This is a genomic window from Streptococcus rupicaprae, assembly GCF_040545225.1.
Taxonomy (GTDB): domain Bacteria; phylum Bacillota; class Bacilli; order Lactobacillales; family Streptococcaceae; genus Streptococcus; species Streptococcus rupicaprae.
Genome location: NZ_JBEPLO010000016.1, coordinates 26244 through 39458 on the forward strand (window position 1 = coordinate 26244; position 13215 = coordinate 39458).

The window sequence follows — 13215 nt, forward strand, 5'->3', positions numbered from 1 at the left end:
AGTCCATTAATCTCCTAGCGTTACTGTCATTTTTGTTAGTTTTTCAGTTTCTGTTTCCGGTTTAACATTTTGTTTAATAACCCTACTACCTGTCCCTTTATAGGTAACCGTAATCCCTGACCATTCTTCAAACTGTTTGACTTCTGCTTCTGACCAACCATAAAGATCCGGCATTGTTTTGAGATTACCTGTCCAAAGCAGAATCCGTTGATTAGCAGGAACATTGGTTCCCGGCTTGATAGAGCTATCTTCAATCTCATTGGTTGAGCCGATGACAACAGGATGAACCAGATGTCTTCTAAGTTCAGCAGCCGTTTCACCTGGAGCTCGGCCAATCAGGTTTGGCAGTTTGTATTTTGTCTCTCCCTCAACATCATCTAAAATCATTGTTGGATTCGTGAGGTTTAGCATATCTTTCATTCGTACTGCTTCTTCCAAAACAGGATTGACCACGTCCATCCAAAAGAGGGGACTCCAATGTTCTGGTTGTTGCAAGGTTACATACATGATAAAGTCAGGATTCTCAGACGGGTACATGGCAACGACAGAGTTAATGGTAGCATTTTCTCCTTCAATATAGCCCGAACCGTCTTTCTTAGCGATCTGAGCAGTCCCTGACTTAACCGCTGCTGGCACACCATTGACTTGGATAATGGCCCCTGTCTCTGATGAATACAAGGTCCCATTGTAAGGATCCGTCCCTACTGTCACCATATACTGCAAGGTTTGATCAGCAGCCTGCTCTGAAACAGGCTTTCCAACCACTTCCCGACTGCCCTTACGGGCTGTCTGGGTATTCGGATCATAAGTCGCTGCGATAAATTTCGGCGTCAAAAGCTCCCCTTTATTGGCGATAGCCGAGAAAGCCTTTAACATTTGAACCTGAGTGACCGAAATCCCGTGACCAAAGGCTGATGACCCTATCGTCACCTGGTTATCTCGGTTGAGCTGTCCAAAGCTCTCATTATTCATGCCAAATCGCGTTGGTAAACCAAAATCAAATTGGCTCAGGTAATTAAGCCAGAGTTGATCCCCCATAGCTTGTTGCAAAATCAACATGGCTATGTTAGAGGAATGGGCAAATCCTTGAGCAAGATTCATATAACGCCCTTCTGACAAGCCCATATTGACATCCCAGTCCCTAATCACCGTATCAATCAGCGTATAACTGGCATTATTATAATAGTAGGTTGGGTCAAACTTTCCAGAATCAATACCAGCAGCCAGAGTCACCACCTTAAGCGTAGAGCCTGGTTCGTATTGGTGCTGGTAGAGGGTGTTTTTCCAATCCAGTGAATCATTAACCCCTTCCTTAGTATCCGCATCAAAGGTCGGACGCTGGGTCGTCGCCAAAATTTCCCCTGTCTTGGCTGCAACGATAGTCGCACTGGCCAAGACTCCGTTGGCTTTTTCCTGGAAAATGTCCATATTGGTTTCAAGATAGGACTGTAAGGGAGCAGATAGGGTTGTATAAACATCTTGTCCATCCACAATTTTCTGGGTCACCGTCTCTGTCCCAGGTTTGATCACACCGGATGCGGTCTTTTCGTAAGTGATGATCCCATCTTTACCAGACAATAGCTTGTTCAAATCATGTTCCAGCCCGGATTGGCCTACAATAGACTGGCTACCATCCTGATTATCCTCTAAGGTTGTTAAGCCAATAAAATGCGAGGCAAAGACCCCATTTGGGTAGAGGCGACCCGGACTAGCGGTAAAACCTATCCCAGTGACGCCAACTTCCTCGAACGCCAGCTCCAGTTCTACCTTTTTACTATAGGAAATATTGTTTCCCTTCGGTCCAAAAGCGACCTGGTATTTATCCTTTAGTTTCAGCTGATCTTTAACAAAATCTTCTTCTAATTCCAGTTTTTCCGCCAAAATCTTTGCCACATCGTCATACTGTTCCGCCTGGATAAAGAGTTTTTCTCCTTTAGCAGAGACATATTCTTTACTAAGAATAGCATAGATGCTGTACGTTGTTGAATCTTCTGCAATAGCTGTTCCGTTTCGGTCATAAATCGTTCCCCGTTTGGCTTGGACAGTCACAGTTGTCTGATGGCGCTCAGCCGCCAAAGTCTTCAAATCCTGGCCAAACTTCTTACCCGTGATGATAATCAGCGCAAAATTAGTCAGGAAAACTAGGAACAACAAAACAGACAAAAGGCTCAACGACACTCCGACACGTTTGCGATTATAGGCTGGACTTCGCCTTCCAGACAAGGCGTAACTCAACAGTTTCCGACGCTTACTCATCTTTCATTTCCCTATTCTCCTGGAATCCCAGTATTTTCCTTTTTGAGGCTTAAGCCAGCTTCATTAGCGATTTCCATTAGGCGATTGTAACGGGTCAATTCATTGACTGCTTGCTTGGCCTCATCATACTCCAATTGCTTGCGATCAATCTCCGTCTGAACAGCAGTCATTTCTGCTTGGAGCTGCAAGAGTTGGGTCTGCATATAGATAATGCTGACTGCAAGAATAACCGCTGTCAAAACAATGCTCCCATAAAAAGCTTTTTCAACACCTGAAAAGGTCTTAACCCGTTCTCGAATCAAATGATCCAAGGCCTGTTTTTGCTCATCTTCTCTTGCCATGCTATCTCCTTTGCTGTCATATTTTGCGGGCAATCCGTAATTTTGCCGAATGGGCTCGATTGTTGCGAGCCAATTCTTCCTCGCTCGGCAAAATCGGCTTACGATTAACTACTGCCAAGGTCGGTTTCAATTCAGCAGGTAAGACCGGCAAGCCTTTTGGCACTGTCACTGTGGATTTTTCCTTAAAAAGCTGCTTGGTCAAACGGTCTTCCAAGGAATGGAAGGTAATGACTGAAATCCGCCCGTCTTCGGATAGAAGGTCAATAGCCTGAGCTAAAGACGCCTCTGCTGCGCCTAGCTCATCATTCACCGCTATTCGGATAGCCTGGAAGATCTGCTTGGCAGGATGCCCTTTTTTCTTGAGTTCTTTTGCCGGCTTGGCTGATTTGATTAACTCAGCCAGCTCTGTCGTTGTCTCGATTGGCTTGATGGCGCGTTGTTGCTCAATTTTTCGGGCAATTTGCTTGGAAAATTTGTCCTCACCATAACGGAAAAAAATCTTCACCAGTTCTTGAAAATCATACTCATTTACGACATGGTAGGCTGTCAAGGACTGACTTTGATCCATCCGCATATCTAACGGTGCATCCTGCTTATAGGAAAAGCCCCTTTGCCGCTCATCCAGCTGAGGACTGGACACCCCCAAGTCATAGCAAATCCCATCAATGCGAGTAACACCATGTTTAGCCAACTCTTCTTTTAGATAACGGAAATTAGACTTAATAAAGGTGACCTGCCCTTTTTCAATGTAGGGAGCCAGCCTTGTCTGAGCATGGTCAATAGCGGTCTGGTCCTGGTCAAACGCATAAAGGTGGCCCTTAGGACCAAGCTTTGACAAGAGGTACTGGCTATGGCCAGCCCCTCCCAAGGTCGCATCCACATAAATCCCATCTGGTTTTACGTCTAAACCATCCACTGTTTCTTGCAACAATACTGTTTCATGTTTAAATGCATCTGTCATATCTTATCTATTGTACCACATTTTTCACTAAAGGGCGGGTTTGAGCCCAAAAGAAATCCTAACACCCTAATCCCGACAGCTTTTTCCAGACATTTTACAAGGCATTGCCTCACCAGCTGTCCGGAAATTCATGGCCCTAGTCACTCCCCCGATGCTAAAAATAACCAAGCCTCTCAATCGTGAACGTTTTGCCCCTAGCAGCAACTAAAAGGACTTCCCTAGCGAGTCAACCAGGTTTCTCTAGAATGACTTAAAAACCTAGCCTTAGCCCAGCCTCCCAAAATGATCTTCCGCAAGAGAGCAATAGCCGATCCATTAAGGCGACACAGAGCTTCTTGTTGCCATCAACAAACTTTTTGGAGAATTCGGCCTAAAGTATGGTAAAATAATATCAGTTTTACCTCTTAGAAAGTCACCTATGAAAACATTCCTTAAACACCTCTCCCCTACCAGACGGATTCTCCTCTTTTTCTTAGGAATGATCCTGCTAGGGTCTTTCCTCCTCAGTCTGCCCATCATGCAGCTTGAAACCTCTACAGCCAGCTACATGGACCACCTCTTCACCACTGTCTCTATGGTCTGCGTGACCGGCCTATCCACCCGGGCCGTTGCTGAAACTTACAATACACTGGGACAAATCGTCTGCATGTTTCTCATGCAAATCGGCGGGCTTGGCGTTCTAAGCTTTCTCGGTTTTCTCTACCTGGATGTCAGTAAAAAATTCAGCCTAGTCGATCGAACCACCCTTCAGGAAAGTTTAAATCGTGAAGAAACTACCGGATTCAAGGATTTTATGAAGGCTGTTTTCGCCTTTACCTTTGCCATAGAAGGGATCGGCGCTATCCTTCTCAGTCTACGCCTGGTGCCTCTTCTAGGCTGGTCAAAAGGGCTCTTTTCAGCCTTATTCATGGCCATCTCTGCTTTTTGTAACGCTGGTTTTGATAACCTAGGCGCCAATAGTCTCCAGAACTACCCGACCGACTTCCTCCTCAACCTCACAGTAGCTAGCTTGATTATCATGGGGGGAATTGGTTTTTCCGTCTGGTTTGATCTCAAAACGCAAGTTCTTCAAAAGCGAAGCCTGCGCCATCTGCGTTTTCACACCAAGGTGGTCCTGGCTGTTACTGTCAGCCTATTGACCATTGGGACCCTCTTGACCTTCATCAGCGAATATCAGAATCCCGCCACCATTGGAAATCTGCCCCTCGGTCACAAGCTACTGGTCAGCTTCTTCCAAACCGTCAGCATGCGGACCGCAGGCTTTGCAACCATGGATTATACCAGAGCTAATCCCATTACCTTGCTCATCTTTATTATCCAAATGATGATGGGAGGCGCTCCAGGAGGGACCGCAGGAGGCATCAAGATCACTACCCTCCTCGTTATCATCCTATTTGTCCGTGGACAAATCCTCGGCCTCCCCCATACCAACTTCCGTTATCGGACCATCGCCCCTACCGTTGTCCAGAAGTCTCTGGCCATCACCAGCGTTTTTATCGCAACCTTTATCCTGGGCTTGATCCTTCTCACCGCTCTAGAGCCTAAGGCTGACTTCCTCCATTTGGTCTTTGAAACCATGTCAGCCTTGGCTACGGTTGGCGTCTCGGCCAATCTCACCAGCCAACTCAGCCAGGCCAGTCTAGTCTTAGTCATGGGACTGATGTTTGCAGGACGAATCGGCCCCATCACCGTTATCACCAGCCTCAATCGCCGACAAGCCTCTAAGAAACAAACCTTGCACTACGCCAAATCAGACCTCTTTGTTGGCTAACTTATTTTTAAAAAGGAAAATCTTATGTCAGAAAGAACCATCGGAATTCTCGGTCTCGGTATTTTCGGGACCAGCATCGTCCACACCCTCAAAAACTACGACTGCCAAATTATCGCAGTCGATAACCGCGAAGCCCATATCAATGCTGTTGCGCCTTATCTGACCCAAGGAATCATCGGCGACATTACCGATTTTGAGTTACTGGAAGCGGCAGGCATTGATACCTGCGATGCAGTGGTCATTTCAACAGGGAGCAGCTTAGAAGCCAGCGTCTTAGCCGTCATGCATTGTAAAAACCTAGGTGTGTCTGAAGTCATCGCCAAAGCAACCAGCGATATCGCAGCCCAGGTCCTGATCAAAGTCGGGGCAGACGATGTCATCTCTCCTGAAAAGGAAATGGGAATCGCCGTTGCCAAACAAGTCCTCTTCCCCAGCACTACTGACTTCGTCAGCATCGATGAGAACCTCAGTATTGTCGAGTTCTATCCTCCAGAAAGTTGGTTGAATCACTCCTTGATTGAGATTCCCTTGAGACAGACCTATCAGATGAACCTGATCGGCTATCGGACAGACGGCTCTCAGCGAATCAAGACCAATCTCACCAGAGATTATCGCTTCAAAGACACCGAACGTCTCTTAGCCGTTATTGACAACGATCGCTTTGACCAATTAAAAGGCCTGTCCAACCTGAAATAGTGCACTCTAAAACCGCCTAACCTAAACAAACTGGTTAAGCGGTTTTTGTTAATCTCGGATCAATTTCGTCACACTCTCACGCTCTTGCAAATGAAAGGGAACTGTAACAGAAGAAACCAAGAAATCTTCGTGGTTGATCTTTTTGACCAGATATGAAACACTGTTTCGTCCCAGATGCTCTACATTGATGTCAAAAGTTGTCAAATACGGATGCAACATGGTGGAGTAAACGGAATTGTTAAAGGAAAGTAGCGACAGATCGTCTGGCACCTTGATCCCATAAAAGGACAAGAGCTGAATGACCCTGATGGACAAGGTATCCCCGATCACGATGAGGGCGCTAATGGACTCCGACTGAATCTTTTCTATCAATGCGTGTAGGGTTTCCGCCTGCTCTCGATCAAATAGCTGAGCCTCAAACTGGGCTAGCTTAAGCTTGCTGACACCTTTGAGATAGCCAAGATAGCGCTCTAAGAAAACCTCGCTTTCCAAATCATCCGTCACAAACAAAATCTTCTCATGCCCCTTGTCATGAAGGTACTCGACCGCAGTCCTTGCCATAAGCTGGTTGTCATTGTCAATATAAACCGTCTCGCTCCCGCTATCCGTCGGAGAGCCCACAATCACAAAGGGGACCTGATTTTCCGCCAGAAAACGCCGAACCGGATCATCACTCTCCGAATAAAGGACAATAAAACCATCCACACGGCGCTGGCGATAGAGCAACTGAACTTGACGTTCTAAATCCTCCATACTCTCGCTGACCGCCATCGAAATGGTAAAATCATGCTTTTTGGCCTCATCGGCAATCGCCGTTAGAATCTCCATGAAGAAGGGCTCGCTGACCCGATCAGGACTGACCAAGGGAGGCAGGATAACCCCGACACAATAGGTCAACCCACTGGCCAACATCTTGGCCGCAACGTTAGGCACATAACCGAGCTCTTCCATGGCCTGACGGACGCGCTCTTTGGTTTTTTTAGAAATAGACTGACTGTCTTTCAAGGCCCTACTGACTGTTGAAGCGTTAACACCCGCACGTTCTGCAACATCTTTGATCGTAACCATGTCCCTCTTCCTTTCCCAGCTCTTTCGAAATCGCGCTGTTTTTCTTTTCTATAATATTTTACGTTAATTCACCCTAAAAAACAAGCGTTTGCCTGATGATTGCGCAAAACTTGCGGTCCGTTTACATCATGAAAAAACTCTGGCCTTACGGCTCATCCTTAAAGCGTGTTTTAAAGAAGACCAGCACTAAAAGCAAAATAAAGAAACTATTTTGCACCATGATAAGAGTCGTCATCGGTTGTCCAAACAAACCAATTAGGCAAGTCAGGATTGTCGGCAAGCCTAGACAATTCAAGGTGAAGGTGTAAGCCTGTCTAAATCCTTTCAAGTCAAACCACTTGGTCAAAGAAGCCAAATACAAAATCAGACTCGACCCAAGAACCAAGAGGAGAAAATTCGTTCCTAGAATCAAACAAGACGTCCCTATCAAAAAGAGGCTAATCCCAAACCGATTCTCTGAAAACCAGTAGTCCGAGAGAGTCGCTGTCAACTGCTCCTTGGTCTGTAAATCCTTGGAAGAGAGCTGGCTATAAGGGACTTCTACCACAAGCAGGTCGTCTTGGTGAATGGCCAGCTTGTCCTTGGCAAATTGGTAAACAATCCCCGTCTCCGCCGGAAGAATAGGCCCGAAAGAGACCTGTGGAAAAGTTGCCTCATTGATAACCAACTGCCCTTCTCGCCATTCTCCTGTCCCTAAATGAGCCATAACCTCCTTGGTCAGCGGATCATATACCCCAGAAACGATACGCTCTAATGGATAAGTTGTCAACTGGCCAACTTGGAGGGAGACAGGAATAAATAAGAGGGACATCAAAAAGAGCGTCGTCAGGACCATCTGCCACACAGACAGGCTCTGTCTCTGGCCAAAAATGCGCCTTGGTGGAAATAAGCTTGAAAAATAAGACATCGGGTAACGGTTCATCAATGATCCTTTCGTAGAAAGAGCGGGAGGCAGCTCCTTGCCGCCTTTAGTTAACAGTTCTTATGTTTTATAAATAAATCTCAATGGCAAACTGGCCAAGCAGACGCATCGGCAATCAAAGTATCTGTTTGATTGGCACACCAACCGGCTCTTTGGTTAGTCATTGAACAAGCGGCTAATCAACCTACTCCTCTAACTCCCAATGCCAATTGCTCCCAATACCGATATAACGCAGATGATCGATTTCCTTTACTGTCCTTTGAATCGTTTTTATGCTAACTCCAACCTCATCTGCAATGGCTTGTCTTGTCACCTTAGGCTTTTCCTTTATTTTACCTTTGATAAATGCTATAAGTGTCGCCTTATCGTGAAGGACATCCCGAGGGACATCCTCTCCACCAACTTTTTGGGTAGCGCTTTTCTTAATCCGCCACCTTCTAGTGGTTTTCTAATCTCTTTCCTACTTATTGAACAGTCCTAAGTCACGTCGACTCGCCACAAGAAATAAGCACTAAATCAATCTTGATCTCCTTATCAGTCGATTAATAGGCTTATGTTATCACTTTATAGACACTCTGTCAAAAAGGAATTGACTTAATCAGAACCCAAAAGAGAGGGGCAGAAATCGGAAATTCGTGAGAACTCGATTTTCCCTCACCTCCTTAATTTTAGGGTTCGGGCTGAAACAGTCTCCTCCGTTTTTGACACTTGCTTTCGCAAGTGTCATTTCCCGATTAAACAGATCTCCCAGACCTTTTTAATCCAGCTTCACACAATTGAGTAGGACAGCAAAAGCTGATGAAGTCGGCTTGCTTGATCATTCAAAAATAAAGGGAGAGGCAAGGACTTTTGCCCCAGCCTCTGCACTTTTGGGAATCCTTCAAGCCTGTCGACTAGCCTTTTGTCCCACCTTTTGTCAATCCAGAAACAAAGTTCTTTTGAAGCATAAAGAAGAGGATACAAATTGGAACAGAGATAAGAATGGCACCTGCCGCAAACAAGGTTACTTTTTGATTTTTAGCATCAGATATGAAAGTCTGCAAACCTACTGCTACAGTATAATTTTCTTGTGAACGAAGTAAAAATTTAGCCAGCATAAAGTCCCCAAAAGGTCCCATGAAGGCCCAGAGCGCTTGGACAGCAATCATAGGTCTAACCAGAGGTAGGACAATCTGCCAAAGAATGCGTAAGTGCCCTGCTCCGTCAAGCTTGGCTGATTCATCTAGGTCATAAGGTACGGTATCAAAATAACCTTTCATGAGCCAAGCGTTCATCGGGATACCCCCACCAACATAGATCAGAATAAGGAACCAATATTGGTTGAGTGCATTGAAAAGCCAAGCCATTACAAAATAAGCAGTTAGCGCAGCCATTGTAGGAACCATTTGAATAATCAGGAAAAACAATAAACTTTTTTTCTTCCCAAAGAAATTATAACGACTATAGGCATAACCGGTTAAAGTAATAACTGTTACTTGAATGATCATTGTAAAGAATGCAACAATAATCGTATTCCAATACCAACGCCCATAAAGTGTTTCTGTGAATAAACGATTAAAATTATTCAAAGTAAAGTTACTGTTTAAGTTTAAAGTAAATGCAGTCACGTTCCCTGGACGAAATGCTGAGGTAATAGTTACCAAGATGGGAAATAAAATAATGACAGCCAGTAACAACAAGTAAGCATAGGTAAAGAATTTTGTCAAAAATCTCTTTCTTTTTATAGAGCCTGAAAGTTTTTTTGAAGCCATTTATCTGTCCTCCATATTGAATGCGTTGAATTTTTTAAAGGTGATAAGTGACACAGAAATGACAATCAAGGAGATAATCAAAGTCACGGCAGACGCCATTGAAAATTGTGGCGATGTCTGAGTCGTCAATTTATAGATCCAAGAAATCAAGATATCTGTGGCACCAGCACCACCACCAACACTACCTGGTCCTCCATTATTGAAGAGATAAATGATAGAGAAGTTGTTAAAGTTAAAGGTATACTGGGAAATAAAGGTTGGGGCTGCTACAGCTAAAATCATCGGTAAGGTAATTCTCCAAAACTTTTGCCATGCTGTTGCTCCATCAATAGTTGCAGCTTCATACAAATCAGATGGAATAGACTGGAGAATCCCTGAAACTAAAATATAGATATATGGGAAGCCCAACCAGCCCTGTACCATGATAACCGCAACCTTAGTCCAGAAAGGATCAGTTTTCCATGGAATAAGGCCAAAATCAACAAACGGAATAAATTTCTCAATAAATGGCAATACCTGCATGTTCATAGCACCAATAGAGTCATTGAAGAAATTCCCAAAACTCATAATCGAGATGAAAGCTGGAGCTGCCCACGGAAGCAAGAAAATAACCCCGAAAACTCTCTTAAATTTTATGAACGATTGATTAGCAATAATAGCTGTTGCTACCCCAATCACAATTTGCAAAGTGGATGCTAGCAGAGTCCAAATAAAGGTCCACGATAATACCGCAGAAAATGCTTGTCTAAAAGTACTAAGTTGGACTATATTCGTAAAATTCTTAAATCCTACCCAGTCAATTAGGCGTTGAGGTGGGATATGTCTAAAATCATAATTGGTAAAAGCAATAAACAATGTTACCAAAACTGGAAAAACAATCGTAAACGCCATAGCTAAATAAGCAGGAATTGTCAACAAATACGGAAAACCATTCTCGTAAATAGACCTAAACGTTTCCTTGGCTGTGATAGGAACCTCAAACCCCTCCCCAATAAGTTTAGCGGTATGGTAAGCATCCCTCATACAAGCACCATGGATTATAGCCATGATAACAAAGGCGATAATCTGCATAGCTCCTTTAATGAGAAGAAACAAGGAATGATCAACCACAGGCGTTGAACCAAGTGTAATCAAACCTTGAATAGCTGGAATTCCAAAGGTAATAATTTCAATAACTTCTAAGACAAATACCCCCAGAAGTATCAATCCTTTTGCTTTTTGACGATTATAAAGTTGACCTAGTCCCAAAACTAGCGATAACCACATTGCTAATTGTGGATTATGTTTTTTAGTTCCCATATGTGCCCTTTCAAAAAATATCCAATCTTATTCTTTTAAGATAATCGTATCAGCTTGTTCACCAGTTGTGAAGCTTCTATTTTCACCTACCCATAAAACATTGCCATAACTATCTTTTTTTACGAATTGATAAGTAATTGTAGTATTAACAGGTAAACTAACATCATAGAACCAATTAGGATAACTTGCTATACTTGCTGTATTATTGAACAGTGGTCCTACAGCATACTCTGAGCGTCCTCCACCCAACTCTGAAACATTACCTAATATGTAAAGCTGTTCACCCCAATTAGTATTAAAATTATTAACTTTCAAACGAACTGGGATTTGATTTCCTGTTAAAACTTCAAAATTGCTGTAAGGTGTGCTATCAACCCCTTCATTAGTCGTGAGTGATATGTCGTAGAAACCTGCTTCAATTTCTGGAACTTTGACCCTGATGAGAGTATCATCCCAATCTACTACCTCAGCCTTATTCTGTCCAAAAGAAACAGTTCCTATTGCCTTACCAAAGCCTTGACCACTAAGCGTTATAGTATTCCCAGCGATTCCAAACGAAGCATCTACATCAGCCAAGTTAGGCTGATGACTTTCACCCTCATAAGTCCAAACAGCGACTTCTCCTGGCGATAACTCAAATGTTTGTACTGTTCCATCTTCATTAACAAGCAACTCATCGCCACCCAGAATCATTTCAAGTTTATCTGTATATTTTCCAGCCGGTAATGATGTAACAGCATTGTTGATTTGGTAAGAATGAGTTTGATTTTTATTCACCGCTATTAATGCCACATGATTCCCAAATTGTCTTTCAAAGACCAAAACATCTTGATTTATCCATCGCTCTTGAGTCCCACCATATGCTAGGCCCAAATTAGTCTTCCTAAGAGGAGCTAACTTACTAACCACTTGATAAGCTGTGGAAGTTTGATCAAAACTAGTCATATCTCCTCTATTTTCAGGATCATTCCCCCCTTGAGCATACTGCTCACTGCCGTAGTAAAGATTAGGTACTCCTCTGGACGTAAGAAGTAACGCATAAGCCTGATTGACAGCAATTTGATTATTGTGAACTATTGTAGCAAAACGTTCCATGTCATGATTATCAATAAAAGTAACTTGGTCTGATACTTCTTTATAATCACTTTCTGTATTTTTCAGAACTTGGTAGAAATCATTCATAGAATAAGAAAAATCGGTATATAATTTTCTAACTGCATTTGCAAAACGAAAATCCAATAAACTCATCCCACTATTATTCGCAAAATGACTCATATCCGCATCATTATCAGTCCCTCCTGCGAACCATTCACCAAATGTAAAAATATTATGCTTCTGATAGATGCTACTTAACCAGTTTTTCTGCCATCCCAAGGACATATGTTTAACGGCATCTACACGAATACCGTCAATCCCCATATCTAACCACATTTGAATCGCTTCTTTCATGTAGTTATCAATAATGGGATTAATGTTATTTAAATCAGCTAAACCATATAAACTATGATAGATACCGTTTTCCAGCGCGGAGGTACTCATCCAAGCTTCATGGTTAAATAAGTTTTTATCATCTTGAGAAAATTTTCCAACTAGTTCCCCGTTACGGTATAGTGCACCATCTTCTGGAAAAGTATAACCAGCATACTCGGCTGTAGAAGTATGATTTGGAGCAAAATCAATCACAACTTTGATATTGTTATCATGGGCAACCCTAATCAATTCCTTAAAATCTTCCATTGTGCCAAAATGACTATTGGTTTTAAAAAAATCTCTTGCCCAATAGCCATGATAGGCTGCGCTTTTAGAAGATGGATCTAGCACTCCTATATTTTCAACAGGTGCAGAAATCCAAATTGCTGATATCCCCATCTGAGTTAGATAACCATCTTTAATTTTTGAGATAATTCCTTGCCAATCACCACCATGATATTTCCTTAAATCACCTCTATCAAACAACTCTCCTTGAGCATTGTTAGATGGATCACCATCCACAAAACGATCCGTAACAATTTGATAAATCGTATCCGTAGAAAAATCTGCTTTATTAGTTACAGCAGTTACTTCATCTGCATAAACATTACCCAAAAAGCTAAAAAAAGTAAGGCCTGCTAACACTCCAAAAATATATTTTTTCTTTTGTTTCATTTCGT

11 protein-coding genes are annotated in these 13215 nt (G+C 43.1%); 2 read left to right on the forward strand and 9 right to left on the reverse strand.

The features are described 5' to 3' along the window. Window positions 1-6: 6 nt before the first annotated feature. From pbp2x to rsmH, 3 genes are read right to left on the reverse strand one after another with little or no spacing between them, the layout of a single operon-like run. Complete coding sequence (gene pbp2x, locus ABID29_RS07700) at window positions 7-2256, reverse strand: penicillin-binding protein PBP2X (RefSeq protein ID WP_354365577.1); 2250 nt, start codon at window positions 2254-2256, stop codon at window positions 7-9. Between the two features lie 11 nt (window positions 2257-2267). Further along, window positions 2268-2597 carry a cell division protein FtsL gene (gene ftsL / locus ABID29_RS07705; protein WP_354365578.1) on the reverse strand — a complete coding sequence of 110 codons (330 nt, stop codon included), beginning with the start codon at window positions 2595-2597 and terminating at the stop codon, window positions 2268-2270. A gap of 16 nt (window positions 2598-2613) precedes the next feature. Beyond that, complete coding sequence (gene rsmH / locus ABID29_RS07710) at window positions 2614-3558, reverse strand: 16S rRNA (cytosine(1402)-N(4))-methyltransferase RsmH (RefSeq protein WP_354365579.1); 945 nt, start codon at window positions 3556-3558, stop codon at window positions 2614-2616. A gap of 418 nt (window positions 3559-3976) precedes the next feature. Here rsmH and ABID29_RS07715 point away from each other — a divergent pair, with 418 nt between their 5' ends. Together ABID29_RS07715 and ABID29_RS07720 are read left to right on the forward strand one after the other, a co-directional pair. Then, window positions 3977-5329, forward strand: a complete 1353-nt coding sequence (locus ABID29_RS07715) for a TrkH family potassium uptake protein (protein ID WP_354365580.1) — start codon at window positions 3977-3979, stop codon at window positions 5327-5329. Window positions 5330-5353: 24 nt separating this feature from the next. Beyond that, window positions 5354-6025 (forward strand): potassium channel family protein, encoded by a 672-nt coding sequence (locus ABID29_RS07720; protein ID WP_354365581.1) that lies wholly within the window; start codon window positions 5354-5356, stop codon window positions 6023-6025. Between the two features lie 48 nt (window positions 6026-6073). Here ABID29_RS07720 and ABID29_RS07725 read toward each other — a convergent pair whose 3' ends face one another. From ABID29_RS07725 to ABID29_RS07750, 6 genes are all read right to left on the reverse strand, one after another. Then, window positions 6074-7093 (reverse strand): LacI family DNA-binding transcriptional regulator, encoded by a 1020-nt coding sequence (locus ABID29_RS07725; RefSeq protein ID WP_354365582.1) that lies wholly within the window; start codon window positions 7091-7093, stop codon window positions 6074-6076. Window positions 7094-7238: 145 nt separating this feature from the next. Beyond that, a complete protein-coding gene (locus ABID29_RS07730) occupies window positions 7239-8015 on the reverse strand; it encodes a hypothetical protein (protein ID WP_354365583.1) in 777 nt (258 codons plus the stop codon). 184 nt (window positions 8016-8199) lie between these two features. After that, window positions 8200-8328, reverse strand: coding sequence for a hypothetical protein (locus tag ABID29_RS12340; protein WP_435533159.1), 129 nt, complete (start codon window positions 8326-8328; stop codon window positions 8200-8202). A 580-nt stretch (window positions 8329-8908) separates the two neighbouring features. Beyond that, window positions 8909-9766, reverse strand: a complete 858-nt coding sequence (locus ABID29_RS07740) for a sugar ABC transporter permease (protein ID WP_354365584.1) — start codon at window positions 9764-9766, stop codon at window positions 8909-8911. Beyond that, a complete protein-coding gene (locus ABID29_RS07745) occupies window positions 9767-11065 on the reverse strand; it encodes a sugar ABC transporter permease (RefSeq protein ID WP_354365585.1) in 1299 nt (432 codons plus the stop codon). Between the two features lie 27 nt (window positions 11066-11092). Further along, window positions 11093-13210, reverse strand: coding sequence for an alpha-amylase family glycosyl hydrolase (locus tag ABID29_RS07750; protein WP_354365586.1), 2118 nt, complete (start codon window positions 13208-13210; stop codon window positions 11093-11095). Window positions 13211-13215: the final 5 nt, after the last annotated feature.